Source organism: Gillisella vitis (assembly GCF_001541345.2).
In the GTDB taxonomy this organism is placed as follows: Bacteria; Pseudomonadota; Alphaproteobacteria; order Rhizobiales; family Rhizobiaceae; genus Allorhizobium; species Allorhizobium vitis.
Map to the genome: position 1 here is coordinate 772,378 of NZ_LMVL02000002.1, position 26,001 is coordinate 798,378.

At 59.4% G+C, this 26,001-nt stretch carries 21 protein-coding genes; 8 read left to right on the forward strand and 13 right to left on the reverse strand.

Features of this window, described 5'->3' with window-relative positions:
- Positions 1-256: 256 nt before the first annotated feature.
- The gene (locus tag ASB66_RS08475; RefSeq protein ID WP_060719177.1) at positions 257-1,921 is read right to left on the reverse strand and encodes a response regulator; all 1,665 of its coding nucleotides are present in this window, start codon (positions 1,919-1,921) and stop codon (positions 257-259) included.
- A gap of 364 nt (positions 1,922-2,285) precedes the next feature.
- Between ASB66_RS08475 and mutL the strand changes: the two genes are divergently transcribed.
- Together mutL and ASB66_RS08485 are read left to right on the forward strand one after the other, a co-directional pair.
- A complete protein-coding gene (gene mutL, locus ASB66_RS08480) occupies positions 2,286-4,139 on the forward strand; it encodes a DNA mismatch repair endonuclease MutL (RefSeq protein ID WP_060719176.1) in 1,854 nt (617 codons plus the stop codon).
- A gap of 116 nt (positions 4,140-4,255) precedes the next feature.
- Positions 4,256-4,486, forward strand: coding sequence for a DUF2093 domain-containing protein (locus ASB66_RS08485; protein ID WP_015915055.1), 231 nt, complete (start codon positions 4,256-4,258; stop codon positions 4,484-4,486).
- Between the two features lie 36 nt (positions 4,487-4,522).
- On the opposite strand, the gene lpxK is transcribed toward ASB66_RS08485, so the two are convergent.
- The 6 genes from lpxK to ASB66_RS08515 form a co-directional block, all read right to left on the reverse strand.
- On the reverse strand, positions 4,523-5,560 hold the full coding sequence (gene lpxK / locus ASB66_RS08490) for a tetraacyldisaccharide 4'-kinase (protein WP_060719175.1): 1,038 nt from the start codon (positions 5,558-5,560) through the stop codon (positions 4,523-4,525).
- 10 nt (positions 5,561-5,570) lie between these two features.
- Positions 5,571-6,311 carry an HAD family hydrolase gene (locus ASB66_RS08495; RefSeq protein WP_060719174.1) on the reverse strand — a complete coding sequence of 247 codons (741 nt, stop codon included), beginning with the start codon at positions 6,309-6,311 and terminating at the stop codon, positions 5,571-5,573.
- Positions 6,308-7,627, reverse strand: a complete 1,320-nt coding sequence (gene waaA / locus ASB66_RS08500) for a lipid IV(A) 3-deoxy-D-manno-octulosonic acid transferase (RefSeq protein ID WP_114386380.1) — start codon at positions 7,625-7,627, stop codon at positions 6,308-6,310. Before waaA ends, ASB66_RS08495 begins: the two co-directional genes overlap by 4 nt.
- A 123-nt stretch (positions 7,628-7,750) precedes the next feature.
- The gene (locus tag ASB66_RS08505; protein WP_060719172.1) at positions 7,751-7,987 is read right to left on the reverse strand and encodes a DUF4170 domain-containing protein; all 237 of its coding nucleotides are present in this window, start codon (positions 7,985-7,987) and stop codon (positions 7,751-7,753) included.
- 124 nt (positions 7,988-8,111) lie between these two features.
- Positions 8,112-8,924, reverse strand: a complete 813-nt coding sequence (locus tag ASB66_RS08510; RefSeq protein WP_060719171.1) for a 3'(2'),5'-bisphosphate nucleotidase CysQ — start codon at positions 8,922-8,924, stop codon at positions 8,112-8,114.
- Between the two features lie 42 nt (positions 8,925-8,966).
- Entirely contained in the window at positions 8,967-10,313 is a 1,347-nt protein-coding gene (locus ASB66_RS08515; protein WP_060719170.1) for a TldD/PmbA family protein, read from the reverse strand.
- Between the two features lie 212 nt (positions 10,314-10,525).
- Here ASB66_RS08515 and ASB66_RS08520 point away from each other — a divergent pair, with 212 nt between their 5' ends.
- Positions 10,526-12,340 (forward strand): monovalent cation:proton antiporter-2 (CPA2) family protein, encoded by a 1,815-nt coding sequence (locus ASB66_RS08520; protein WP_060719169.1) that lies wholly within the window; start codon positions 10,526-10,528, stop codon positions 12,338-12,340.
- Between the two features lie 49 nt (positions 12,341-12,389).
- Here ASB66_RS08520 and ASB66_RS08525 read toward each other — a convergent pair whose 3' ends face one another.
- The 3 genes from ASB66_RS08525 to ASB66_RS08535 all read right to left on the reverse strand — a co-directional run bounded on the left by ASB66_RS08525 (position 12,390) and on the right by ASB66_RS08535 (position 16,058).
- Positions 12,390-13,268: a patatin-like phospholipase family protein gene (locus ASB66_RS08525; protein ID WP_060719168.1), complete on the reverse strand. Its 879-nt coding sequence runs from the start codon at positions 13,266-13,268 to the stop codon at positions 12,390-12,392.
- A 168-nt stretch (positions 13,269-13,436) separates the two neighbouring features.
- Positions 13,437-13,997, reverse strand: coding sequence for a 16S rRNA (guanine(966)-N(2))-methyltransferase RsmD (gene rsmD, locus ASB66_RS08530; protein ID WP_060719167.1), 561 nt, complete (start codon positions 13,995-13,997; stop codon positions 13,437-13,439).
- 6 nt (positions 13,998-14,003) lie between these two features.
- The gene (locus ASB66_RS08535) at positions 14,004-16,058 is read right to left on the reverse strand and encodes a pseudouridine synthase (RefSeq protein WP_060719166.1); all 2,055 of its coding nucleotides are present in this window, start codon (positions 16,056-16,058) and stop codon (positions 14,004-14,006) included.
- 72 nt (positions 16,059-16,130) lie between these two features.
- On the opposite strand from ASB66_RS08535, the gene ASB66_RS08540 reads away from it, so the two are divergent.
- Positions 16,131-16,580: a nucleoside deaminase gene (locus ASB66_RS08540; protein ID WP_060719165.1), complete on the forward strand. Its 450-nt coding sequence runs from the start codon at positions 16,131-16,133 to the stop codon at positions 16,578-16,580.
- 43 nt (positions 16,581-16,623) lie between these two features.
- Here the strand turns inward: ASB66_RS08540 and ASB66_RS08545 are convergent, their stop codons facing one another.
- The gene (locus ASB66_RS08545; protein ID WP_060719164.1) at positions 16,624-17,610 is read right to left on the reverse strand and encodes an MBL fold metallo-hydrolase; all 987 of its coding nucleotides are present in this window, start codon (positions 17,608-17,610) and stop codon (positions 16,624-16,626) included.
- 317 nt (positions 17,611-17,927) lie between these two features.
- Here ASB66_RS08545 and ASB66_RS08550 point away from each other — a divergent pair, with 317 nt between their 5' ends.
- Positions 17,928-19,349 carry a DHA2 family efflux MFS transporter permease subunit gene (locus tag ASB66_RS08550; RefSeq protein ID WP_060719163.1) on the forward strand — a complete coding sequence of 474 codons (1,422 nt, stop codon included), beginning with the start codon at positions 17,928-17,930 and terminating at the stop codon, positions 19,347-19,349.
- Positions 19,350-19,537: 188 nt separating this feature from the next.
- Here ASB66_RS08550 and ASB66_RS08555 read toward each other — a convergent pair whose 3' ends face one another.
- Together ASB66_RS08555 and ASB66_RS08560 are read right to left on the reverse strand one after the other, a co-directional pair.
- The gene (locus ASB66_RS08555) at positions 19,538-20,059 is read right to left on the reverse strand and encodes a PRC-barrel domain-containing protein (protein WP_060719162.1); all 522 of its coding nucleotides are present in this window, start codon (positions 20,057-20,059) and stop codon (positions 19,538-19,540) included.
- A 250-nt stretch (positions 20,060-20,309) separates the two neighbouring features.
- Positions 20,310-21,206, reverse strand: coding sequence for an SMP-30/gluconolactonase/LRE family protein (locus tag ASB66_RS08560; protein WP_060719161.1), 897 nt, complete (start codon positions 21,204-21,206; stop codon positions 20,310-20,312).
- 951 nt (positions 21,207-22,157) lie between these two features.
- On the opposite strand from ASB66_RS08560, the gene ASB66_RS08570 reads away from it, so the two are divergent.
- From ASB66_RS08570 to apbC, 3 genes are all read left to right on the forward strand, one after another.
- Positions 22,158-22,898 carry a LuxR family transcriptional regulator gene (locus ASB66_RS08570; protein WP_411910058.1) on the forward strand — a complete coding sequence of 247 codons (741 nt, stop codon included), beginning with the start codon at positions 22,158-22,160 and terminating at the stop codon, positions 22,896-22,898.
- Between the two features lie 94 nt (positions 22,899-22,992).
- Positions 22,993-24,249 carry a CmpA/NrtA family ABC transporter substrate-binding protein gene (locus ASB66_RS08575; protein ID WP_234612762.1) on the forward strand — a complete coding sequence of 419 codons (1,257 nt, stop codon included), beginning with the start codon at positions 22,993-22,995 and terminating at the stop codon, positions 24,247-24,249.
- A gap of 412 nt (positions 24,250-24,661) precedes the next feature.
- Complete coding sequence (gene apbC / locus ASB66_RS08580; RefSeq protein WP_060719159.1) at positions 24,662-25,828, forward strand: iron-sulfur cluster carrier protein ApbC; 1,167 nt, start codon at positions 24,662-24,664, stop codon at positions 25,826-25,828.
- Positions 25,829-26,001: the final 173 nt, after the last annotated feature.

Genomic DNA, 26,001 nt, shown 5'->3' on the forward strand with positions numbered 1-26,001 from the left:
AGGGGGACTGTGGATTCTTACCCGTGATTTACTGCATACAACTTGAAACCGTCATGTTCACATTCAACCAGTCAGACGGTTGTTATCTTTGATGCGGTTTGACTTTCCGGCGTAACCCGCATTGGTGTCGAAGACAGCATCGGACCGAATGTTAAGAAACGGTTTTCGAAAAACTCAGACGCCCAAACAAAAAGAGAGCCCAAACAAAAAGAGAGCATTGTGCTGATTTTGAGTTTCTGCCCGATGCTTTAGGCCATCATGCCGTGGCATGACGGTGTGTTTCGAGATGACGATCCAGAAGCTGTTCGATCATGTCGGGGCTGAGCGGCTTGACGATGACATCGTCCATGCCCGCGTCGAGGCACCGTCCACGGTCATGGTCGAAGGCTGGCACCAGCACGCCGATAATGGCTGTGCGGCGCTCTCCGGCTCGTTGCCTTTGCCGCATCAGACGGCAGAGATCCATGCCATTGATATCCGGTAGCGAAATGTCCATGAGCACGATGGCGGGACGTTCGGCCTGCCAGATCGCTAAGGCATCCGCACCGTTGACCGCAAGCTTGTAGCTGCGGCCAAGTCCTTCGAGGATTTGCGAAAACACGATCTGGTTGACTTCATTGTCCTCGACAACAAGGATTTCCACCGTCTTCTTTGGTGCGCGAACGATGCCTTCCGGGTGAGACCTTGTCTGCGCAATCGTCGCGGCCCGTGGCTGAAGATGCTGGGTCAGGCGCTCTGCGACGCTGTTGCGGTCAGCGACGAGGGTTCGCGTCGTATCATCAAGTGCAAGCTGCTCCCGGCTGACAGACATGGCTCTGTCGGTAATGATCAGGTCAATGGACATGGCCATCGATCTGGCGAGTTCAATGACGGCGCGTAATTCGTAAGGGCTATGAACGATGCAGCGATCGCTTGCCTGTTGCGGCAGTACGCCCACGGCATTTGCGAGGAAAATCGGATCGCTGCTGGCAATCACCACACGTTGCCGCAGGCTGTCTTCTCGCGGAGGCTCGGTTGCCGGTTGCGGTTGTCTTTGCGGCGGAGATAGCGGCGAGGTGATGTGGGCTGCCGGGCCTGGTGCGTTTCTGCTTTCCGCCCGGATCGTCGGGCGGAGCAGATGGGCGGCGCCGTCGACGCTTGCAAAAGTCACCACGCAAAAGCTGCGGTCGGTCTTGCCGATCCGGTTGATATAAGCGGCGGGTGCGGCTTGCGAAGAGCCGGGGTCGGCAATCCGGATGAAGCGCTCGCGAACACCGACCTGCTGCTCAGCCTGCTGCAAGCTGGCGAGGAAGCGGCTTTCAAGCAGATCTGCGGCAGGGCGGCCCAGAATGGCGTCTTCACTTGTCCCCATCATGGCGACGAATGCCTTGTTGATGCCAACCACGATGTGCTGGCGATCCCAGACCATGACCGGTTGCGGCAGGCTGTCGAGAATATTTTCCGTGACTTCGACCCGTTCCAGATCGGTGCGCCATTGTTCTTCGCGCTTTTTCTGTTCGGTAATATCGGAAATCGCGCAAATGCCAAAGCCATTGGCGAGCCGTCTATTGAGCTGGCGCACTGTGCGCTTCTTGACGGTTCTGTCGAGTGTTTCGAAACGTTCGCGCCAGTGAGAGGCAACCCGCTCGGCCAGCCACTCTTCTCTTGAGGGAGGGTTGGGGGACAGGATGGCGCGGATGCAGTGATCGTAAATCGCGCCCAGGCAATCCCGTAGCCTGGTGCCCGCTTGCAGGTAGAATTCCGGAATTTCGAAGAAGTTCAGCAATTGCGGGCTTGCATAGACGATAATATCGTCGCTATCGACCACCAGAAGCGCACTGCCTTGCGCGTCGCAGACGGCATCGAGAAGACTATGCTCCAGAACCAGGGCGCTTGCCCATGTCCGGTCCGTTGTCTGCCTGTCGCCCGGTTGCTTATGCATCTTCGCCTCCAAGGCGTTGCATCTCGTTCAAGATAAGCATCGGCCGCATTATCCTACCAACCCATGTTTACTGCATGGCCAGCCGGATCGGAATCGACTCCCGGTAGAAACATGCAGCATATATAACTTATTTGCGCTTTCGTCGTGCCTCGATGATACCAAACAGTGCAGGAGTGGGTCACGCCAACCAGAGCAGCGGGTTTTTCTTCGGCGACCGCGATCAAAAACGATTAAAGTTGAATTAAGCCTATTGGTATTCGATTAATGCCCCCTTAATGACGGGGGCGAGCAGTCGGGAAAGATCGCGGTGAATTGCCCCCTTGCCGGGCTTTCTTCTTGGCCGACAATTGGCGACAATAAGCGTATGAGCATCAAACAGCTTTCGGAAACCCTGATCAACCAGATCGCCGCTGGCGAAGTGATTGAGCGTCCGGCCAGTGCCGCCAAGGAATTGATCGAAAACGCCATCGATGCCGGAGCAAGCCGCATCGAGATCGCCACGGCGGGTGGCGGCAAGGCCCTGTTGCGCATCACCGACAATGGCTGCGGCATGGATGGGCAGGATCTGGCGCTGGCGGTTCGCCGCCATTGCACCTCCAAGCTCAATGAGTCGTTGATGGATATCAAGAGCCTCGGTTTTCGCGGTGAGGCGCTGCCGTCCATCGGTTCGGTGGCGCGCCTGACCATTGCCAGCCGCAGGGCAGACAGCGCCAGTGCTTTCCAGATCGCGGTGGAAGGCGGCAAGGTTGGAGAGGTGCGCCCCGCACCCGGCAATCCCGGCACGGTGGTCGAGGTGCGTGACCTGTTTTTTGCCACGCCAGCCCGGCTGAAATTCCTGAAAACCGAGAGAGCCGAGGCTGCGGCGATTACCGAAATGGTCAAGCGCATGGCCATCGCCTTTCCGAAGATCCGCTTCGTCCTGTCTGGCTCGGATCGTTCAACGCTGGAACTACCGTCGACCGGCGACGATCATCTTGCCCGAATTGCCCAGGTGCTCGGCCCCGATTTCCGGGATAATGCCATTGCGCTCGATGCCGAGCGAGAGGACGTGCATCTGGGCGGCTTTGCCGGTGTGCCGACCTTCAACCGTGGCAATTCCGCCCATCAATATGCCTTCGTCAATGGCCGTCCGGTGCAGGACAAGCTGATCCTGTCGGCCATTCGCGGTGCCTATGCCGAAACCGTGCCGCATGGCCGCTATCCGGTAGCAGTGCTGGCGTTGACGGTTGATCCGGCTCTGGTGGATGTCAATGTCCATCCGGCCAAGTCGGATGTGCGGTTTCGAGATCCCGGCCTGGTGCGCGGCCTGATTGTCGGGGCAATCCGTCAGGCCTTGACGCGCGAAGGCGACCGGTCATCGACGGCAGGGGCCGATGCCATGCTGCGGGCCTTTCGTCCTGGTGCAAATGGCGGTTTTGCCGAAGGCGCGCAGGCGGCTGCGAACAATTCCTATGCGCCCGCCTATGGCGCACGACCGGCGCAGCCTTCAGCATGGAGCGTCGATACATCCCCCCATAGGCCGCTCGATGGTGGTCAGAACCGGTTTGACGGTCTGGCGATGCCAGCGGCCCGGGCGGATGGGCATGTTTCGCCCTCACAGATCTCCGAGCCGGTGGCGATGGCGATGGAAAGTGGCTCGTTTCGCCTCGGCGCGGCGCGGGCGCAGGTTCACGCCAATTATATCGTTGCCCAGACGCAGGATGGACTGGTGATCGTCGATCAGCATGCCGCCCACGAGCGGCTGGTGTTTGAAGATATGCGCAAGGCTCTATCGGGTCGCAGATTGCCCAGCCAGGGCCTACTCATTCCCGAAATCATCGGCCTGCCGGAAGAAGACTGTGACCGGCTGATGGAACATGCCGAAAACCTCGATAAGCTGGGCCTTGCGATCGAACGGTTCGGGCCGGGAGCGATTGCCGTGCGCGAAACGCCTGCCATGCTGGGTGAAGTGGATGTGCCGGGACTGGTGCGGCAATTGGCCGATGAAATTGCCGAATGGGAAACGGCGGGCAGCCTGTTTGCCCGGCTGGAACATGTGGCCGCTACCATGGCCTGCCACGGATCGGTGCGCTCCGGTCGGCTGCTGCGGGTCGAGGAAATGAACGCGCTGCTGCGAAAAATGGAGGAAACGCCCGGTTCCGGCCAATGCAATCACGGGCGCCCAACCTATATTGAACTGAAACTGTCGGATATAGAGCGACTGTTCGGTCGCAGTTGACGGTTGATTGCAAGGGCAGTTTGTGTGCATTTATAGACGGCATGCTACTGCCGGTTTGGCACGCAACGGCAAGCAGTACAAAACGACAAGAACAAGAAGAGAGTTAGGACCACTCCATGAATCGCTTCGAAAGCCGTGGAAATCGCGAGGCCACGGTGAAATATCTGGATGCGGATTTCCAGATTACTTTTCCCGGCTCCTACGTGGTCTGCGCCATCACCGGCCGACCGATCACCATCGATGAGCTGAAATACTGGAGCGTTGACCGTCAGGAAGCCTATGTCGATGCGGCGGCCTCGCTCGAAGCGGAAAAGCGCGCCGGTAACCTTCCAAACCAGAAGCGGTAAGCGGCCCGACCCGGTGCGCGGGCAATGCGGCTTGGGCTAACGAGACCTGCGAAACCGATCCCGCGCCCGGTCTATTATCCGTGATGGCACAGCCGGATCATCGAAGATCATCTCGATCTCGATCACGGTGGATTTAGCCAGAAGTTCCTCTGCCCGGTCTTGTCCTGCTACCCCCCGACGTGAACCCCGTAGCCGGGCCTGATCCTTGGCGGTCGTGACCAGCAGAAGATCGTTGGCCTCAGCCTCTTCGATCAGCTCGGCAATTGCCGCAGCCGACAAGGCCTGATGATCGCCAAACCCCTTGGCCACGACGATGTCTCCACCCAGTTCGCGGACGGTTCGGTAGAATTTTTCCGGATCGGCAATGCCTGCATAGGCCAGCAGCCGCTGACCCCTAAGGTTGGGGCCGGGCAGGGGATGGAGGTGCCCGGTCAATACCGGCTTGCCCATCCGGGCCGCCCGCCGCACCAGCGGAATGGCGGCGTCACCCTTGCCAACCACCAGCAGCATGTCCAGCTTTTGAAACTGGATTGCCAGCGGCGCCCGCAATGGCCCGGCGGGAAAGACCAAACCATTGCCGTTGCCTTTGTAACTGTCGGTGACCACCACGGCGCAATCGATGCGGATTTGCGCGCTTTGAAACCCGTCATCCATGATGATCAGGTCGATGCCTTGGCGTTCCAGCTCCCTCGCCCCTTCACGGCGGCGCGATGCGACCACTGTCGGCGCCACGCGCGCCAACAGCAGCGGTTCGTCGCCGACATCATTGGCGGTGTGCTGGGCTGGATCGACCACTGTCGGGCGGCGGACCGATCCGCCATAGCCACGGCTGAGAAAGCCAGGCTTCAGGCCCATGGCAAGTGCGGCCTTGGCCAGCGCCAGGGCCGTTGGCGTCTTGCCGGCGCCGCCCAGCGTGACATTGCCGATACAGATCACCGGCACAGCGGGAGCATAGGCTGAAGACCCGCGCATACGCCGGGCGGCAATTCGGCCATAGAGGAAAGACAGTGGCCACAGCGCCATGGCAAGCACACCTGTTTTCCCCCACCAAAAAGAGGGTGCATGCAGCTTCATCGGCTGCCCCTCAACCCAGAACCTGTTCAAGTTCGGTAATATCGTTCAGGCAAAAATCGCTACCCGCTTCCAGCGTCAGGCGTGATCCGGTGCCGGTCAGCACGGCGATGGAAAGCCCGGCTTTGGCATTGCGGCCCATCAACAGGTCGTGATTATTGTCGCCGACCACGGCTACATGTTCAGGGGTCAGGCCTGTTGCATGGCAAAACCCATGCACCATGCCCGGTTCCGGCTTGCAGCCGAAGCCGCTATCGTAACCGGCAATAAAATCCACATGAGACTCAAGCCCGAACCGCGCCACGATGGCACGGATCGAGCGCTCGTTGTCGGAGGAGGCGATGCCGAGCTTCAGGCCGCGTGCCTTGAGCTTGGCAAACAGCGCGCTAAGATCGGTCACCGGCACGGAAAGTGCTGCGGCATTGGCGAAAATCGCATCCAGGGCTTCGGTGAGGTAGTCGGCATCGAAGGGTGACCCCGCCTTGGCCAGTCCCTCGGCGATCTCACGGGCATTCCCCGCCGCCAGCAGGCTATCGGGGACCATATAGCCGTTTTCGGGGTCCATGCCGCAGGCGGAGAGCAATTGATCGGCCAGCGTCTGGTCGCCATCAGCTGCCATCAGCGCCAGTTGCCGGTTCACCGGCGCCCAACTGGCGTCGTAATCCAGCAACGTGCCGTCCTTGTCGAACAGGATGCCACGAATTTTCGGGTGCGTTCGTGCAAGATCATCGGTCACAATGCCGCTCCCTGTCATTCGCCCGCTGCCGTCTTCGGTTCGAGGCGGGCTTTGACGGTCAAGGGATTGATATAGGGTTCCATCGCCTTGATGGTCGCCGTCAGCGCGCCGCGCATGTCTTGCACCGCTTCCATACCGGAATCGGCCATTTTGTGCCGTGCCAGATGGTTGTTCATCAAGAAATGCACCGCTTTCGCCAGGGTTTCGGCATCGCGCACCACGCGGGCGGCGCCATGGCGCACCAAGCGCTGGTAGCTTTCGCGGAAATTTTCAACATGCGGGCCGCTTAGCACTGCGCAGCCCAGCACGGCAGGCTCCATCGGGTTGCCGCCGCCGCCATCCTTCATCATGGAGCGACCAACGAAGGCGATATCCGTCAGCCGGAGATAAAGCCCCATTTCGCCGATCGTATCGCCCAGAAACACATCGGTCTGCGGTGTGATCGTATCGTTGCGGCTGCGGCGGGCAACCGTCAGCCCCTGCTCGATCATCATCGCCTCGATGGCATCGGCCCGTTCGGGGTGGCGCGGCACGACGATGCTGAGTTGGCCCATATGGGCTTTCAAAGCCCGGTGAACCATGGCGGCGATCTTTTCCTCGCCCTCGGCGGTGGAAATCGCCGCCCAGGTCTTGCGATGGCCAATCTGTCGCTCATAGCTGGTCAGTAGGCTGCTGTCGCAGGGTGGAGCATCGGTGTCCACCTTGATATTCCCGGAGACGCTGACCGGCCAGGCGCCGAGATCGCGGAACCGCTCTGCATCGACATCCGATTGCGCCACGACCATGGCAAGCTTGGAAAACAGCGAGGCGGCCACGGCGGGGTGGCGCTGCCAGCGGGCAAAGGAGCGATCAGAAATCCGGGCATTGACCAGGATCTGCGGGATCTGCCGGTCATGCAGATCCTGAAGCATGGTCGGCCAGATCTCCGATTCCACGCCGATCATCATGTCCGGCTGCCAATAGTCCAGAAACCGTCGCACAGCGGGCAGGGCATCGATTGGCACATATTGGTGGATAATACCGTCCTGCAGACGGTCGCTGGCAATCTGGGCCGAGGTTGTCGTACCCGTGGTCAGGAGAACATTGATCTCGCAGCGACGCAGTTCCCGCATCAGCGCCGTCACTGCCATCATCTCTCCGACACTGGCGGCATGAACCCAGACCAGCGGTCCGCGCGGACGGTTTGCGGCAGCATAGCCGACCCGTTCCAGCCGACGGGTGCGGTCTTCCTTGCCTTTGGCGGCGCGAATGGACAGGAACAGTCCTGCACACGGAAAGGCGACGATCCCTGCCCAGCGATAGGCGGTCAGTGCGATGCGTGCCAATGCGCTCATCCTTCTCCAACCCTCAATACGCCAAAGGGTCATGGCTGCGAGGCCTTGATCCGTCATCAAGCGTGTTTTTTCCGCAAACCATCATGGTTCAAGGCGGCACCGAATGTCAGTCTATTCTACGCGTTATTGGTCGCCAGGGGTCAATAATCGATGCATATGCACAATAAAATACCGCATATGGGCGTTATCGACTGTCTGCTGCGCCTTGCTTTTCCAGGCTGTCAGGGCCGATGCATAGTCGGGGAAGATCCCGACGATGTCCAATTCTTTCAGATCCCGGAATTGAACTTCAGCCAGATTGCTCAGCTCTCCACCGAACACCAGATGCAGAAGCTGTTTCCTGTCGTTTTTTTCGGTCATCTCATCTTTCCCATCATCATTCTCCCGCAGATGTCATCTGCTTGATTTTTACAGCAAGGTCAACCGGTGCCGCGTGACCTCTTTATTCTCTGGATGCAATTTATGAGTGTATATATTTGAAATTTTATCGCTTCTTATCCGGCCCGGTTTCCGGTCCTGCCGAAAAGGCGGCCAGCAGTTCGGGCAGGACGGCGTTCGATCCGGCCAGCAGATGCCCATGGCGCACCTGTGGCCGGTTGTAGAGCAGCGGTTTGCCGTGGATGTCGGTCAGCGCTCCACCGGCCCGTTCCAGAATAAGATCGGCTGCGGCCAGGTCCCAGTCATGGGAGTTTTTCATCACCAGCGTCGCATCGATCCGGCCGTCCGCCACCAGTGCCAGCCGGTAGGCGAGCGAAGGAATATGGGCGACCCGTTCCAGCCGCTCGCGCACGCCGTCCCGAAAAGCCTTGATCAATTCGGCGGGTGTCGCGACCCGCAGGCTTTGATGGGGCAGGCGGTTGGCAACGGTGATCGCTTCGCCGTTTAGGCTTGCTTGCCCCTCGGCTGTTGCCAGAAAGGTTTCGCCAAGGGCAGGGGCGACCAAGGCAGCGGCCACTGGACGGCCACGATGCACGACCGCAACGGACACGCACCAGGTCTTTTCCCCGGCCAGGAAGGCGCGGGTGCCGTCGATCGGGTCGATCACGAAGACACTGTCGCGGCTCAACCGGCTTTCATCGTCGTCATTTTCCTCCGAAAGCCAGCCATAGGAGGGGCGCGCGCCGCGCAGGAGCTTTTCCAGCAGGCTGTTGGCGGCATAGTCCGCCGCGCTGACCGGTGATTGGCCCTCGTTTTTCCACCAGACATCCGGATCGGCCCCGAAATAGGTCAGCGCCACCTCGCCAGCCTGTCGCGCTGCCTCGGCAATGAGGTCGAGATCGGCTTGAAGATCTGGCATTTGACTTGTGCTGCTCACCCTTTGCGGTCCTTGTCGATGTGGTTATTTCCCTGCAATCGTCAGGCCTTCGATGGCAAGGGTCGGAGCCGCGACGCCGAATTTGCGGTCGATGTCATTGGCTGGCGTCATCGCCATGAACATGTGCTTCAGGTTGGAAGCGATGGTCACTTCCGACACCGGATAAGTCAGTTCGCCATTCTCGATCCAGAAACCGGATGCTCCCCGGCTGTAATCGCCGGTGATCATGTCAACCCCATGGCCGATCATGTCGGTAATGTAAAATCCACTGGAAATGCCTGATACCAGCGCCTCCGGCGTGATGTCGCCCGGCTCCAGCGCCAGATTGGAGGAGGAGGGCGAGACGGACGTGCCGCCACGCGCGCCGCGCCCATTGGTTTTCAAGCCCAGTTCGCGCGCCGCCGACGTCGACAGGAACCAATGGCGCAAAACGCCATCCTCGATCATTGTCAGCGGCTTGCCCATCACCCCTTCGCCATCGAATGGACGCGAGGAAGAGCCGCGCACCCGGGTCGGATCGTCGGTGATGTTGAGACCGGATTTCAGCACCTGCTGGCCCATCCGGTCACGCAGGAACGACGTCTTGCGGGCCACGGCTGCGCCATTGATGGCGCCGGCGATATGGCCGACAAAGCCGCGTGCCACGCGCGGATCGAGCACAACCGTCAGGTTCTTGGCGGTGTCGGCCTTGCGCGGATTGATCCGGCGCACCGTGCGCGCGCCTGCGCGCCTGCCAATCTCTTCAGGACTGTCCAGCTCGGCGAAATAGAGGCGGCTGTCATAATCGTGGTCACGCTCCATCGACGTGCCTTCCCCCGCGATCACCCCGGTCGAGCGGGAAAACCGCGAGGCCTGGTAGTGGCCGGAAAAGCCGTGCGAGGTGACAAGGACCAATCCGCCCATGCCTGCCGATGCGCTGGCTCCCAGCGAATTGCTGACGCCTTTGACGGCAAGAGCGGCCTCTTCCATGGCAAGGGCGGCGTCGCGCAACGCATCGCTCGACACCTCGGTTGGATCGTAAAGGTGCAGATCCGGATAGGTCCGGGCCAAATCCTCTTCATCGGCAAGGCCGGTATAGGGATCTTCCGGCGAAACTCTCGCCATGGCAACGGCGCGTTCGGCCAGCGCCGTCAGGTCAAAGCCCGGATTGGCCGAGACGGAGGCGACGCGGTTGCCGATAAACACCCGCAGCGAAAAATCGTCGCTTTCCGAAGATTCGGTCTGCTCGACCTTGCCCAGCCGCACGCTGACCGAATGGGCGCGGGAGCGCACCACGACGGCATCGGCCCGCTCGGCTCCGGCCTTGCGGGCCAGATCGACCAGTTGATGGGCGCGCGACAAAAGATGTTCGGGGGAATTTTCAGATGACATGGCTTGGCCTTTCTCGTCACCTTCATTTACTGCATAATTCCGTAAACCGGAATCGGTTTGAAGAGAAAATTATGCAGCAGGGATAAAGTGCTATAGCGACCTGATTGCACTCGATAGGGTGCGATGAGGTCGCTATAGTTTGCATTCCCTTCCGTATCAAGAGCAGTTCAGTCGAACCCTGCTCTGGAAGACTTGCACCGGAAAGGCTGAGCATGAGCACTGCACCCACCCTGTTGTTTACCGAGGCTCTCGTATTGTTGGGCGGCGCCGTGGTCGCCGCACCGATTTTCCGCAAGCTTGGCCTTGGCACGGTGCTCGGCTATCTGGCGGCAGGTGCCGTTATCGGTCCTGTCGCCCATGTGATCACCGGGGCGGAGGAAATCCTTTCGGTTGCCGAGCTTGGCATCGTCTTCCTGCTGTTCGTCATCGGGCTTGAGCTGAAGCCCTCGACCCTATGGAAAATGCGCGCCGATATTTTCGGTCTGGGCACTGCCCAGGTGGTGCTGGGCGGAGCGCTGCTGACGGGCGTGGCGCTGGCTTTCGGTCTTCTCGATTGGCGTGGCGCGGTGATTGCCGGGTTTGGCCTGTCGCTGTCCTCTACGGCGTTTGCGTTGCAGATCCTCAATGATCGCAGTGACCTCAATAGCCAATACGGCCAGCGCACCTTTTCCGTCCTGCTCTTTCAGGATCTCGCCATCGTGCCGCTGCTGGCGCTGATTTCCATTCTCGGTGCCCAGGCGGCGCCTGCGCCTGGATCGCTGTGGATTGATATCGGCGTCGCCGTCACCGCGACGCTGGCGATGATTCTCGCCGGGCGTTATTTGCTCAATCCGCTGTTTCAGGTGATGGCCCGTACCGGCGCCCGTGAGGTGATGATTGCTGCGGCTCTGTTCATCGTACTCGGATCGGCCATGCTGATGCAGGCGGTCGGCCTTTCCATGGCCATGGGGGCCTTTCTGGCCGGTGTCATGCTGGCCGAATCCTCCTATCGCCATGAATTGGAAGCCGATATCGAGCCGTTTCGCGGCATTCTCCAAGCGTTGTTTTTCATGGCGGTGGGCCTGTCCGTCCAGTTCAACGTGATTTTTGCCAATCTCTGGCTGTTGGCTGTGGCCGTGCCGGTGGTGATGTTGATCAAGGCGATGAGTATTTATGCTTTGTGCCGGTTGGCAGGATCGCGCCATGATGACGCCATTAGTATTGCCGCCATCCTGCCGCAGGGCGGTGAATTCGGTTTCGTGCTGTTTACCACCGCCGTCTCTGCGGGCGTGTTTTCCAGTGCAACGTCCTCGCTGCTGATTTCCATCGTCACGCTGACCATGGCGCTGACGCCGGTGGTCGCGGCGCTCTCCTCACGGCTGCTGTCGCGCGACCAGCACGAGGAACTGGACGAGGATTTCGATGGTGCCGGTTCGGATGTGCTGATGATCGGCTTTTCGCGTTTTGGTCAGATCGCCGCCCAGGTGCTGCTGGCCAGTGGCCGGGACGTGACGATCATCGACGATTCCGCCGACCGTATTCGCCAGGCCGCTTCCTTCGGGTTTCGCATTTATTTCGGGGATGGCACGCGGCTGGACATGTTGAGGGCCGCCGGCATCGAAAAGGCCAAAGTGGTGGCAGTCTGCACTCAAAAGCGCGAGGTTACGGATCGGATCGTCGAGCTGGTCGCCTCCGAGTTTCCCCAGGCGCGGCTGTTCGTGCGCTCCTATGACCGTGTTCACAGTCTGTGGCTGCGCGCCCGCAATGTCGAATATGAACTGCGCGAAACGGTGGAATCAGGCTTGAAATTTGGCCGCAAGACCATCGAGGCGCTGGGTGTCGATGAGGATATGGCCGAGGCCATCGAGGCCGATATCCGCCGCCGCGACGATGAGCGCCTGCGCATTCAGGCAGTGGAAGGCATCAAGGGCGGCTCGCATATGCTGTATAACCGGCCTGTCCAGCCGGAACCGTTGATCAAACCCAAGCGGGGACATGACGCGGAGAAAGATCAGGGGAAAGACAAAGAGAGGGATACGGCTGCTTAGAGTTTGCCTTAGGAAAAGTGGAACCCGGTTTTCCCGAAAAAGGCAGACTCTAGCGCTGGGCGAGAAGCGCAAATTGCGCCTCCAAGGCCCGCTTGACCTCGTCTTTGACGGGGGCTGACACCTCGAAGATCTGCTTGGCCTTCATGAAATCCATCACGCCAAACCCATTGACCGGCGGGCGAAGGAAAATTGCCGGTGGGCCAAGCTTCAGTTTCAGGGCCAGATGCGATTGCATCATCAGCTGAGAAGCGCCGAACAGGCTGTCGATGCGGTTGGGGACATCGTCCACTCCAACCGGTCCGCCGACGATGTCGATACCGATGACGATATCGGCAAGGCCCATCAGATGTTCATAGGGCACGGGATTGAAGATGCCGCCATCGATCATCAGCCGCCCGTTCAGCATGACAGGCATGAACAGGGCGGGAATAGCGGCGGAAGCCGCCAGCGCCTGATAGAGATCGCCGTCTTCGCTGACCTGTTCGCAATGGCCGTAATAATCGGTGGAGATCACTTTCAGCGGAATGCCAAGGCCGGAAAAATCATCGGGAATCCGGGATGGTAAAAAGGCGCGCAGAATACGTTCCAGATTGAACTGTCCGAGCCGGAATCCGCCGATGGCGTGGCGCATGGTCGGCGGGCGCAGGCCCCAGATCCGCTTGAACACTTCATTGCGCTTGCCGACGGTTTCCAGCGCATGATCGCGCATTTCGGCTGCAGACAAGCCTGCCGCCTTGCCAGCCCCGATAATCGCGCCAATGGAGGAACCGGCAATCGCCACGGGCTCGATCCCCATTTCCTCAAGGGCTTCCAGCACATGAATATGGGCAAGGCCCCGCGCGCCACCAGCCCCCAGCGCCACGGCAACCGTGGGCGTGCCAGGTTTTACCTCGGCAAGGGATTTATGGGCTTGGACATCCTGCGGCATGATTTCAAACGGACCTTGTGGAGCATGTCCAACAAAAGTGCCGATTGGCTTTCCGTCAGATATGCAAGAAAAACGCGAGAAAGCAGCCGAAGCGTCCTGTAAAATCGGAGGCTGCTTTTCTCTGACAAACTCTATACCGCAGCGGATTTAAGAAATCGCGCTGCCGTTTCAACCCGGTCTATAGGCAAAGAATGAAATTCTTGTATCGCCAAAGATCCGCTCTTCCAGCAGAGTGAAGGTTTCGGGCGCCTGGACCAGGACATCGGCGCGCTCTTCGAGAAGCGCTAAGGCGCCGGGCACCAGCCAGCCGCCCTTGTCAGCAGCGGCGAAGGCCTTTTCGCCCAGGCCCTTGCCATAGGGCGGATCGGCAAACAGCAGATGGAAGGGTTCCATTGTGCTGACCGAACCGAGGTCGGTGGCATCGCGGCGCAGGATCTTGGCACGGCCATGCAGGCCGAGATTGTCGATATTTTCCCACAGCAGGCCACGACCCTCGACACTGTTTTCGACAAACAGGGCCGAGCGGCACCCGCGCGACAGGGCTTCCAGCCCGATGGCGCCGGTGCCGGCGAACAGGTCGAGAACCCGCGTGCCATCAAGACATTCGGGATGGGCGTGCATCAGGATGTTGAACAGGCTTTCGCGTGTCCGGTCGATGGTCGGCCGGATGGCGTCGGTTTTGGGCGCGGCAAGGCTACGCCCCCGAAATTCTCCACCAACGATCCGCATGTCGGCTTACCTCTTGCCTTTGGGGCCAGAGGAAGGGCCACGCGATGGGCCACGCCCTGCATCTGATCTGGTCGAGCCGGGTCTGGACGAGCCGGGCTTGCCACCAGGCTTGCCACCAAAGCCAGGCTTGCCGCCGGAAGACGGCTTGCCACCGAATGAGGATTTGCCCGCCGGTTTTCCACCAAAGGAAGGCTTGCCACCAAAGGACGGCTTGTCGCCGGAAGCGGAACGGGATTTTGGCCGTCCGTCATAAGGCCTTTCGCCGGTTGGCCGTTCGGCTCTTTCGCCAGCAGGTCGGCCAGAATAGGGGCGATCACCCCGGGCCGGAGCCTCGCTGCGAGCAGGTCTTTCGCCCCGGTCCGGGCGATCTCCACGTGCGGGCCACTGGCCCCGCGACGGCCGGTCGCTGGGTGCTTGACGGTCGCCACGCGCTGGCCGATCACCATATGCTGGCCGCGCACCACGATCTGCGCCATCCCGCTTGCCGCCAAAGCCTTCGCCAGCACGTCCGCCACGTCCGGCTGGCTTGCTGTCTGGGCCTTCGGCGCGAATCCATTCGCCCTCGGCATCGCGGGCACGGCTGACCTTGACGCGCAAATCTTTATCGTCGCTGCCAGCATACTGTCCACGATCAGGGTCGTGACGCGAAAGGCTCTTGGTTGGCGCACCATCCATGGTGCGGCCATAACGCTTGGTCTGCGGCGCGCCGTCCGGGCGCGACCGCGGCCCGCTTTTGCGAGCCTCGTCACTTGCCGCCTTCTTTTCAGACACCGGACGTGCGCCCGGCGCCATCCAGACATTGGCGGTGCGGCTCTGGCCAAGCGGCATGCGCTTCGGCTTGCCATCGCGGCTGGCATCGTCGCCGTCACGACCGGCAGCAGGGTTTCCCTTGAAGCCAGGCTTGCCACCAAATCCAGGCTTGCTGCCAAAGGCAGGCTTTGCACCGTCGCGGCGGGTGTCGAGCCGGCTGAGCGCCTTTTCGCGGGCGTCCTCACGATTGTCGAAGCCGCGTGGCTTGGGTGCCCGTGTTTCCTTCTTCCAATTGCCTTCCTCGGCTTTCGCCTTGGCTTTTGGCGCAGGCGCATCGTCTTCCTCGGCGGGTGCGTTGGAATAGAGCGGTGCGTCGAAATTGGCCTTGGATTCCTCGATCAGGCGCGGACCGAGCTGGTCGCGCAACATGCGGCCACGCACTTCCTGCACCTGGGATTCCGGCAGGTCGCCCAGCTGGAACGGACCGTAGGAAATGCGAATCAGCCGGTTGACCTCAAGGCCAAGCGCGCCGAGCACATTCTTGATTTCCCGGTTCTTGCCTTCGCGCAGACCCATGGTGATCCAGACGTTGTGGCCCTGGCTGCGGTCCAGAACCGCGTCGATGGCGCCGTAGAGAACGCCGTCGACGGCGATGCCGTCCTTCAGCGTATCCAGCTTGGCCTGGTCAATTTCGCCATAGGCGCGCACGCGGTAGCGGCGCAGCCAGCCGGTGGTCGGCAGCTCCAGTACCCGTGCCAAGCCGCCGTCATTGGTTAAGAGCAGCAGGCCTTCGGTATTGATATCGAGACGGCCAATCGACATCACCCGAGGCAATTCCTCTGGCAGGTTGTCGAATACGGTCGGGCGTCCTTCCGGGTCGGAATTGGTGGTCACCAGGCCGGACGGCTTATGATAGAGCCAGAGCCGGGTCCGCTCGATGCCGCGAATGGGCTCGCCATCCACTTCGATCCGGTCGGCCAGCGTGGCGTTCAGCACCGGGCTGTCCAGCACCTTGCCATTGACGGCCACGCGGCCTTCCATGATCATGCGTTCCACGTCACGGCGCGAAGCGATACCGGCGCGGGCCAGCAGCTTGGAAATCCGCTCGGGCTTCAGCGTGTCCTCGCTGCCTGTCTTTGCAGCAGGTGTTGCGCTTTTGCGCGGAGCGGCATCGCCTCTAGGGCGCGGTGCCGGATCGGCCTTTTCGCCAAAGCTTTTTGGGCCGGATTTGCCGGGTTTTTCGGCAGATGTCTTGAAGGGGCGACCAGCGGGCTTGCTGCCCGGTCGCTTGAACTTTTCTTTATCGGTCATTTTTTGCTTGCCTGTCGTTTGCTGTGTCCTATCAGTTCGCGAAGGCTTGGTTAAGTGGAAAGTTCACCCATCATGATGCCGACAATCCGTTTCATGGATGTTGCCCTGGAAGAGGCGCGGCTGGCTGGCGCGCGCGGCGAGGTGCCAATTGGCGCCGTGCTGGTCAAGGACGGGGTCATTGTGGCCCGGGCTGGCAATGAAACCCGTGCCTTGCAGGACGTCACGGCCCATGCGGAAATCCTGGCGATCCGCCGCGCCTGCGCCAGTCTGGATGACGAGCGGCTGGCGGGCGCCGATCTCTATGTGACGCTGGAACCCTGTACGATGTGCGCGGCGGCAATATCCTTTGCCCGCATCCGCCGACTTTATTATGGCGCGCGCGACGAGAAGGGCGGGGGCGTCGACCATGGGGCGCGCTTTTACAGCCAGCCCACCTGCCATCACGCGCCGGATGTCTATGCCGGGATCGGCGAGACTGAGGCCGCCGCTCTGCTAAAGGATTTTTTCACCGCCAAACGGTGAGGGAGTATTGCCGCGCCCCCAATGGGCGGCGCGGCTCAAGCGATCAGAGATCGAACTGGTAGCTCTTTGGCACGAATCGGTAGCCGGTATCGAGCGTTTCGACATAGCCAACCGAAGGGAAGGGCATGTGATAGCCCAGGAAGGCAAGCTTGTCGGTTGCTGCCATGTCGAACACCCTTTTTCGGGTGGCGGCGGCCTGAGCCTTGTCCATGTCGAATTTCACTTCCCAATCGGGACGTTGCAGCGACAGCACGAAATGGTTGGCAGTGTCTGCGGTCAGCAGCAGGCGTTTGCCCTTGGATTCGACATGGAAAATCATATGGCCGGGAGAGTGGCCGAAAGCGGCCTCGCCGCGAATGCCGGAGACCACATCGCCGCCTTGATCGCCGAGGAAGGTGATTTTCTCGGCCAATGGCTTCACATTGGCCAGAACCGCTTTCTGTCCGCCTTCGGCTGGTGTTCCAGCCCGGGCGGAATTGGTCCAGAAATCATATTCGCGCTGACCAGCGATATAGCGCGCCTTGGCAAAGGCTGGCTTGCCCTTTTCCATCAGCCCGCCAATGTGGTCACCATGCATATGGGTAAGGACGACGATGGTCACATCTTCAGGCGAGTAGCCCGCAGCGATCATGCCTTCGTTCAGCCGTCCCATGCCGTTGGCGCGACCCTGTTCGCCCATGCCGGTATCGAACAGGATGACATCAGAGCCGGTATTGATCAGCACCGGCGAAAAGCCGTTGACGAATTTGTCAGTCGGTAGGAAATTCTTTTCCAGCAGTGCCGAAACCGTTTCCGGGCTCTGGTTGGTGCCAAAGGTCTCGCCCGGCTTGTCGGAAACCCGTGTGCCGTCCTTGATGACCACGACTTCAAACCCGCCGAGTTGGAACCTGTGGGTTTCCGGGGGCATGGCATGATTGATATCCATCGATGTCTCCGCTTGCGCAAAGGCTGCCCGCGTTATCAGCGCCGGGGCCGACAAGGCGCCCAAAGCAGCTCCCGCGATCATTGTTCGTCTATTGATTGAAACCATTACAACCTCCTCGTCCCCATTTTCATCGCTTACAGCTTCCACAGGTAGCGGCGGGTCTGTAGCGTTTCAATGGCGGTGGGCATGATTTCTCCGGCCATCCGGATTTTCGATGAGAAAATATCCAGTAAACAGAATAGGTTGAGGCTAAATTGATCGCCTGAAACGGATGATCGGGAATGCGTAACGTGTACGTGATCGGCAGGCTTATCGGGACGATAACGATTGTCAGGTATGGGATGAGGGGACTAGAAGGACGCGCCAGCCGTCGTTTTTCGTCGGGCCTTGATTTTCGCCCTGATTTTCAAAGAGTGCTGCTCATGAATCGCATCGTTCCGCTCATCCTGGCCGTGGCCCTGTTCATGGAAAACATGGATTCCACGGTGATTGCGACCGCGCTGCCCGCCATTGCCAACGATCTCGGCGTCGGGCCGATCACGCTGAAACTGGCACTGACCTCTTATATGGTGGCGCTCGCCATTTTCATTCCGGTCAGCGGCTGGATGGCGGATAAATTCGGGGCCAAGCAGATCTTTCGGGCGGCGATGGGGGTTTTCATTGTCGGCTCCGTCTGCTGCGCCATGTCCGGTTCGCTGGTAGAATTCGTCGCTGCCCGGTTTTTGCAGGGCATGGGCGGGGCGATGATGACGCCGGTCGGACGTCTGGTTTTATTGCGCACCACCAAGCGCGAGGAACTGGTCTCGGCCATGGCGCTACTGACCATTCCCGGCCTTGTCGGCCCACTGGCCGGGCCGCCGGTTGGTGGTTTCATCACCACCTATTTCACCTGGCACTGGATTTTCCTGATCAATGTGCCGATCAGCGTGCTTGGCGTGATCCTGTCAACGATCTTCCTGCCGGACATCGAGCGGCTGAAGACTGCGCCGATCGATTGGACCGGCTTTGCCCTGACCTCACTGTCGGCGGCGGGCATCGTCTTCGGCCTGTCGGTCATGAGCCTGCCAGCCTTGCCGCCTATTGTCGGTATTGCGGCGACGATTATCGGCCTGTTCTGCGGCGTTCTTTATGTCATGCATGCCAGACGCCATCCAGCACCGCTTCTGGATCTCACCCTGTTTCGCAAACCGGCCTTTCGCGCCGCCCAGATCGGTGGAACACTGTTTCGGATTTCGGCGGGTGCCATTCCCTTTCTGATGCCGCTGATGCTGCAACTCGGCTTCGGCATGACACCGTTCGAATCCGGATTGACGACTTTTGTCGGCGCCATTGGGGCGATCAGCACCAAATTCCTGGCGCGTCGGGTGTTTGCCGCCGCCGGTTTTCGCAGTGTGTTGATTGTGGCTGGCGTCTGCGGCGCCGCAACCACCTTTCTCAATGCATTTTTCACGCCGCAGACCCCGCATGCGCTGCTGATGTTCTTCCTGCTGCTGGCCGGGTTCTGCCGCTCGTTCTTTTTCACCGGGACCAATGCGCTGGGCTATGCCAATATCGACAATAAAGAAGCCAGTCAGGCAACCTCGATTGCTTCGGTGTTGCAACAGGTCAGTCTGGCGCTCGGCGTTGCTTGCGCAGCCTTCGTTCTGGAAATCAGCACCATGCTGACCGGCGGGCATCTGGATCTTGCCGATTTTCATGTGGCCTTCGCCGTCGTGGCGTTTTTGTCGCTGGCCGCCGTCATTCCCTATATCTTCATGGACAAGAACGCCGGTGCCGACGTGTCCGGCCACCGACAACCCTTGTCAGGCGGGTCCGCCGCTGCGGAAAATCTTCCGGCCAAATAAAATCTACAGCGCCGTGCGCCCTATATGGTGCACAAAGGTTCGCTGTAGCGCTTTATATCTGCTGCATAATTTTCTCTTTAAACCGATTCCGGTTTAAAGAATTATGCAGGAAGCAATAAAAAAGGCGGGAGCCTTGCGGTCCCGCCTTCTATCGATTGACGCTGGCCTACAAGGCCGCTGTCAGATGCTTACTTGGTAACAGTTGCCGACGTGGAAGCAGTGGTGCCTGCATCGGCCTTCTGCTCTTCCAGCGTCTTGAATTCCGGAGCGGCCTTCAAGGTTTCAGCTGTTTCCGTCGTGGTCAGACGCAGCTTGTCTGCATTCTGCGCATCACGGGTTACAGTGATCTTGCTAACGGGAACGGCAACATTCTTTTCGCCGATGCCTACGAAGCCACCAACGCCGATCACAGCTGCGACAAGGCCGCCGTTCTGCTGCATGATCAGATCCTTGATCTCACCGATGCTCTTGTCACCGGCATAGACGTTCTGGCCGATATAGTTGGATGCGGCCAACTGGTCGCTGCCCTGCTGGGTCAGATAGGTGTCCATGGCAGCCGCTGCGCCAGGCATGGCAGGGGTGGTGCTTGGAGCGGTCGTGGTGGTGCCGGGCGTTGCTGGTGTCGTTGCACTCTGCGCAAAGGCCATTGGCGCGACAACGGTAGAACCCATGAGTACGGTTGCTGCTACAAAATTAAGGGTCTTGTTCATCTTAAACCTGCCTTTCGGTCTTTGTTTCGTGTCGGACTGAGGGAGAGCAAGTCGCCTCATGAAAGAGTGTTTTCATGAGAGTTAGATGACTTGCTCTCTGCTCGGCTCGGTAGTGAAATGCCCGAAAGAGGCAGGAGTTCCGATAATTGTCTGCATTTTATTTTTGCAAATTGACGGAACTTTAGGCATAAAAATGAGTTGGGGCGCGCCTCGTTCAAAGACCAGGGGTTGAGGAATGTAAGGCTAGGCTTTACAAGCGAAAGCTTGGCTCGTGCCTGCCCTTGACGGTGATATCGAGGACGAAGGTCTTACCACCATGTGGATCGGCGGCCAGGCCATCCGCGTCAAGCCCTTCGGTGGCTGACGTGACCAGCAGGCGGTCCGCGTTCGGGCCGATAAAGGCCGGGCAGGTGGTCTGGGCGGCGGGAAGCCGGTAGCGCGCCAGATGCTGTCCGGTGCTATCGTAATGATCGACGGCACCAACGCCCCAACGGGCATTCCACAAGCCGCCCTCGGCATCGCAGACCGCACCGTCGATGCCGCCATCCTTGCCACGTCCGTCGATATGGACGGCTGGCGCCCCGGTCGGAAGACCGGTTGCCGGATCAAGGCTGACCTTCATCAGCGTATTGACCCGGGTGTCGACATAATAACCGATGCTACCGTCCGGCGAAAAACAGATGGCGTTGGGAATGCTGATACTATCATAAAGACGGGTCACCTTGTCGCCCGCCACATGATAGATCGCGCCAGCCCCATCCGCTGCCGTCTTGCCCATCGTGCCAATCCATAGCGCGCCGCAAGGATGGACCCGCCCGTCGTTGGAGCGATTGCCGGGCCGTTCCGGTTCGAGCGTGGTCAGCAAGCTCAACTCGCCGCTGACAACGGTACGGATGAAAATACCCTGCTCCGTCGCCAGCATCTGGCGTTCAGCATCGATTGTCGCCAAAGCGCTGGCCATCATTGGCAGATCGTGGCGGATCGTCTCACCCGTGGCAAACCGATGCTCGATCAGCCCCTTGCCGAGAATGTCGAACCACCAGGCGGTGTCACGCGCGACGTCATAGGTCGGGCCTTCACCCAGATGCAGGCGGGTATCGACCAGGACGGTGCCGGAATACGCTGTTTGCAAGATGGTCTCCTTCATCCAATCGCTGTGGCACTCTTGTCTACTGCATAATTCCTGAAATCGGAATCGATTTAAGGAGAAATTATGCAGCAGATATAAAGCACTACAGTGAAGCTTTGCGCGCCATATAGGGCGCACGGCGCTGTAGAGCATGTCCAGGAAAAATGGACACCGGTTTGCCAATCGGAAATGCATAAAAACAAACATCGAGAGCGGTGCTGCGATTCCATGAACAGCAAGGCCGCTCTCAGTGAGTATGCGCTCAGCATGACAATCGCGTTTCATCTAGACCGAAGAGAACGCGATTCGAGCCACTCGGATGGTTCCACAACAGCCGATTTGGCACGAATGACAGCGCCACACAAAATAAATTGCGCGCGACGACGGCGGTTTCACATCCAGGCCGACATGGCCGTCGTATTGGTCAACGTCGCGCAAGCAAAACAGGGAATACTTGATTTGCTAACCTGTTTTGTGGCGTGGGCCTATTTCGCGGCTTAGACGATAGAATTTTCTAAAAACACGGGTTCAGTCCTTGGTATTGGCAGGATGGTCGATCTATAGGATGGGGAATTGTGTTCGGTTGTGTATCGTTATCGCCGACCGGAAAAAGCAGCGGCGTTTTCCGGTTGCGGCGGGACTTACGGAATGGCCGGAATCGAGTGATGGATAGAGGGCTTCGTTAAATTATTCAGGACTGGCTTTTTTAGTTATCAATGTTTTTGGCTGTAATTACCGGAATACAGGCGGCATAAAGTTTTCGCAGTGTCCGGCGCTACGGCGCCGTGGGTTTTATAAAACACACAAAAGACGCTGTAACACTTTAAATCTGCTGCATAATTTTCTCCTTAAATCGAGTCTGATTTAAGGAATTATGCAGTAGCAGGTCTGCAGCGGGTTGCGACGCGGTCGCGATAGAGAAGAGAACAAGGCTTTTTATCGATGGGTGACGATCTGGTCCATATGGCAATGGTTGCCGAAGATACGGCCTCGAAATTTGCGACGGCAGAACGCTATGTGCGCGAATTAAGCGGCTATAAGACCCAGTTTGACGTTTTCAGGCTGATGAAGCGGGTTACCGACTTTTTCGGCGCCAAGGGCTTCATGGTCATGAATGTGCCTTCGGCCGGTGCAAAAACTTTGACCGGCAACTCGGTCATCACCAACTGGCCTGCTGATTTTCTCAGCGAATACGACATGGCGTCCCTGCTGTCGTCCAGCCCGATGTTCAACCGGTTGCGCAACACCTCGATACCCGTTGTGTTCGATATCAATGTGGTCGCCCGCGAACGCGATCCCAAGACTGTCGGACTGGCGACGGACCTGTTTTTGCGGTTCGGCATGCCGCGCGGCGCCTGTTTTCCGGTTCATGATGCCCATGGCAACCGGGGCGCTGTCAATATTTGCGGTGAAATGCCAGCCTTTTCCTTCGTCGACATGGTGCTGCTGCACTATCTGGCGGGGCATGTGTTCAACCGGCTTGCCGAAATTCGCGAACTGGATGCCCGGGTGACCGAAACGCTGACGGAGCGCGAGATTGAATGTCTGACCTGGACGGCGGCGGGCAAGACCTCGGTTGAAATCGCTGAGATCATGGGCCTGTCGGAGCATACGATCAATCATTATCTCAACCGCGCCACCCGCAAGCTGGATACCGTGAACCGCACGCAGGCAGTCGCGAAGGCGCTACGGTTGAGTCTGATCAAGTAAGGATGCGTAAGACATCTTCGATGTCTTGATATAGTGCATCCGAAGGACGGCCTTCTCTTGCAGGTTCAACTTGCCTGAGGCAGCGGTTTGCGGCATGTATGCTGCAATGGGTCAGCAGATTTCTTTGCATGTCACTCTTGGCTACATGCCATGTCTCGATAGCGCCCCACTGGTTGTGGCGGTGGAAAAAGGCTTTGCCTCCGACGAGGGGCTGACCCTGCGCCTGGTGCGCGAAACGTCCTGGGCTCAGATCCGCGACCGCCTGACGGTCGGCCATTTCGATGGTGCGCATCTGCCGGCCCCCTTTGCGCTGGCCGCCAGTCTCGGTTTTTCGCCGCTTGCTCCCGCTCTCTTCGTTCCCATGGCCCTTAATTTGGGCGGCGGCGCGCTCACTGTGTCGAATGCCCTTGCAACAGCCATGCAACAGGCAGGCTGGGAAAGCTACACCCTGGAGCCGATGGCTGCAGGAACTGCCCTGAAAAAGGTGGCGGCGGATCGCCGCGTGAAGTCCCTGCCGCCCCTGCGGATTGCCATTAGCGATGCTCATTCCAGCCAGGCCTATTATCTGCGTTACTGGCTTGCTGCCTGCAATCTGGACCGTGGCAGTGAAATCGAAATCGTCTTATTGCCATCGCCGCTGATGGCGGATGGACTTGGTGCAGGCGTACTCGACGGATTTTGCGCAGCGGAACCCTGGAACAGTGTATCGGTGGACAAGCAGGTCGGACGCATTGTGACTGCGACCACTGCGATCTGGCGCGGTGGTCCGGACAAGGTTCTCGGCATTGGCAGGCAATGGGGCGAGGACAATCCCACCGCGCTTGATGCGCTGATCCGTGCGCTTTACCGCGCCGCGCAATGGTGCGGCAATCCCGGTAATACCGAGGAACTGGCCGGTATCATGGCAGCACCCCGCTATCTCGGTGTCGAGGGCCGGCTCTTGTTGCCCGGCCTGACCGGCGATCTCGTAACTATGCCGGGAGAGGTCCAACCGATTGCGGATTTTCTGGTGCTGGAGCGCAAGGCTGCCAATTTCCCCTGGGCCAGCCATGCCCTGTGGTTTTATAGCCAGATGGTGCTTGGCGGTCACATTGTCCATTCCCGCGAGCGGATTGCCACGGTGCTCGAAACCTATCGCCCGGATCTTTATCGCCGCGCCCTCAGGCCGGTCTTCGCCGCCATGCCAGGCGCCAATATCAAGGTGGAGGGCGCAATGGCAGCAGCCGATTATGTCGGTGCCAGCAATGGCCGTTTGCTGCTTGGGCCGGACGGATTTTTCGATGGACGGGTCTTCGACCCTGACCGGCTTGACGATTATATTGCCGCTTCGCCACCTGTTCCGAGGAATTGAGATTGCAGCACAGAAAACCTATGAGGTGAGCGCCCCAAGCGGTGGCGCGGCTGTTTTTTTAAGCAATTACCGGAATGGCACGGCTGGATTGTGACGATTTCTTCAGCCGATTGGTAGCGGCTCCGGTCATTTGACAGCATTTACTGGCTAAAAACTCCGATTTTTCGAGTTGGCACGGTTTGTGCTTCCAATCTAGCAACAGGGTCCAGAGGGGACTTGGAGAAGGGCGGTCTTGAAATCGCCCTCACAAAACGCCGCCTTAACCGTGCCTGAGGGCAATGGTTTTGGCGGCGTTTGTTTTTGGCTCTTCCGTTGCGGGTGATAAAACCCTATTTGAGCGTCACTCACACGTTTCGTCGGGCGCGGGCAATTTCCAGTCGAGTGTCCCGGCCTTCACCAAGGAAGCGGATCCATGACGCTCGATAAAAACACTGTTCTTGAAGCCTTGAAGACCGTGCGCGGCCCCGATCTCGAGGGCAATATTGTCGATCTGGGCATGGTATCGGACGTGTTCATTTCCGATGCCAAGGTCTATCTCTCCATTAATGTTCCGGCTGAGCGCGCTCGGGAGCTGGAGCCTTTGCGCCAGGCCGCGGAGCGCAGCGTCAAGGCGCTTGCCGGCGTCAAGGGAGCGCTTGTCAGCCTCACCGCCGAGCGCAAGGCCGGATCGCCGTCAACACCGCCTGCGCCCTCGGCACCCAATCCTTCCCACTCGCATTCTCATTCACACGGGCATTCTCATGCACCGGCCCCAAGCCAGCCGGCCCGCCCGGCCAAGGCCGGTATTCCCGGTATCGGCGCCATCATCGCGGTGGCTTCCGGCAAGGGCGGCGTCGGCAAATCCACCACGGCGGTCAATCTGGCACTGGCCATGCTGGCCAATGGCCTGAAGGTCGGCATTCTCGATGCCGACGTCTATGGTCCGTCCATGCCGCGCCTACTTGGCATTTCCGGGCGGCCGCAGCAGATCGACGGGCGCATTATCGTGCCTATGGAAAATTATGGTCTGAAGGCGATGTCCATCGGCTTTCTGGTGGATGAGGGTACCGCGATGATCTGGCGCGGCCCGATGGTGCAATCGGCGCTGATGCAGATGTTGCGCGAAGTGGCCTGGGGCGAGCTGGACGTGCTGGTGGTCGATATGCCGCCGGGCACCGGCGATGCGCAATTGACCATGGCCCAGCAGGTGCCATTGAGTGGTGCGGTCATCGTCTCGACCCCACAGGACCTGGCGCTGATCGATGCCCGCAAGGGTATCAACATGTTCAAGAAGGTCGAAGTGCCGGTGCTCGGCGTCATCGAGAACATGAGCTATTTCATCGCTCCCGATACCGGTGCCCGTTACGATATTTTCGGTCATGGCGGTGCGAAGGCCGAAGCCGAAGCCATTGGTGCGCCATTCCTGGGGGAAGTGCCGTTGACCATTTCCATCCGCGAACATTCCGATGCAGGCACCCCTGTCGTGGTTTCCGAGCCGCAGAGCCCCCAGGCGCTGGTGTATCGTGAGATCGCCACCCGCGTCTGGCGCGAGGTCGAACGGCATTCAACACGGCAGGCGCCGACGATTACTTTTGAATGAGATCAGCTCAGGATAGAGCCGCCGTTGCAGATTGATACTGCAACGGCGGACCGCACGGTTGTAGGGTTCCGGCGGAAATGCAACAGGATCTCGCTACCCTGGCGGATGCTTTGTAGGGGAAATTTCTTCAGGTTGCATTGATCAGGATCAAATGCCTGCGCGCAATTGCCCTT

Coding starts and splice junctions, on each gene's coding strand:
- ASB66_RS08540 (WP_060719165.1), top strand. CDS start 16,131: ATGATGCCGACAATCCGTTTCATGGATGTTGCCCTGGAAGAGGCGCGG.
- ASB66_RS08485 (WP_015915055.1), top strand. CDS start 4,256: ATGAATCGCTTCGAAAGCCGTGGAAATCGCGAGGCCACGGTGAAATAT.
- ASB66_RS08525 (WP_060719168.1), bottom strand. CDS start 13,268: ATGCCGCAGGATGTCCAAGCCCATAAATCCCTTGCCGAGGTAAAACCT.
- apbC (WP_060719159.1), top strand. CDS start 24,662: ATGACGCTCGATAAAAACACTGTTCTTGAAGCCTTGAAGACCGTGCGC.
- mutL (WP_060719176.1), top strand. CDS start 2,286: ATGAGCATCAAACAGCTTTCGGAAACCCTGATCAACCAGATCGCCGCT.
- ASB66_RS08555 (WP_060719162.1), bottom strand. CDS start 20,059: ATGAACAAGACCCTTAATTTTGTAGCAGCAACCGTACTCATGGGTTCT.
- waaA (WP_114386380.1), bottom strand. CDS start 7,627: ATGAGCGCATTGGCACGCATCGCACTGACCGCCTATCGCTGGGCAGGG.
- ASB66_RS08510 (WP_060719171.1), bottom strand. CDS start 8,924: ATGCCAGATCTTCAAGCCGATCTCGACCTCATTGCCGAGGCAGCGCGA.
- ASB66_RS08495 (WP_060719174.1), bottom strand. CDS start 6,311: ATGACAGGGAGCGGCATTGTGACCGATGATCTTGCACGAACGCACCCG.
- ASB66_RS08560 (WP_060719161.1), bottom strand. CDS start 21,206: ATGAAGGAGACCATCTTGCAAACAGCGTATTCCGGCACCGTCCTGGTC.
- ASB66_RS08535 (WP_060719166.1), bottom strand. CDS start 16,058: ATGACCGATAAAGAAAAGTTCAAGCGACCGGGCAGCAAGCCCGCTGGT.
- ASB66_RS08475 (WP_060719177.1), bottom strand. CDS start 1,921: ATGCATAAGCAACCGGGCGACAGGCAGACAACGGACCGGACATGGGCA.
- ASB66_RS08575 (WP_234612762.1), top strand. CDS start 22,993: ATGTATGCTGCAATGGGTCAGCAGATTTCTTTGCATGTCACTCTTGGC.
- rsmD (WP_060719167.1), bottom strand. CDS start 13,997: ATGCGGATCGTTGGTGGAGAATTTCGGGGGCGTAGCCTTGCCGCGCCC.
- ASB66_RS08505 (WP_060719172.1), bottom strand. CDS start 7,987: ATGACCGAAAAAAACGACAGGAAACAGCTTCTGCATCTGGTGTTCGGT.
- lpxK (WP_060719175.1), bottom strand. CDS start 5,560: ATGAAGCTGCATGCACCCTCTTTTTGGTGGGGGAAAACAGGTGTGCTT.
- ASB66_RS08550 (WP_060719163.1), top strand. CDS start 17,928: ATGAATCGCATCGTTCCGCTCATCCTGGCCGTGGCCCTGTTCATGGAA.
- ASB66_RS08545 (WP_060719164.1), bottom strand. CDS start 17,610: ATGGTTTCAATCAATAGACGAACAATGATCGCGGGAGCTGCTTTGGGC.
- ASB66_RS08570 (WP_411910058.1), top strand. CDS start 22,158: ATGGTTGCCGAAGATACGGCCTCGAAATTTGCGACGGCAGAACGCTAT.
- ASB66_RS08520 (WP_060719169.1), top strand. CDS start 10,526: ATGAGCACTGCACCCACCCTGTTGTTTACCGAGGCTCTCGTATTGTTG.
- ASB66_RS08515 (WP_060719170.1), bottom strand. CDS start 10,313: ATGTCATCTGAAAATTCCCCCGAACATCTTTTGTCGCGCGCCCATCAA.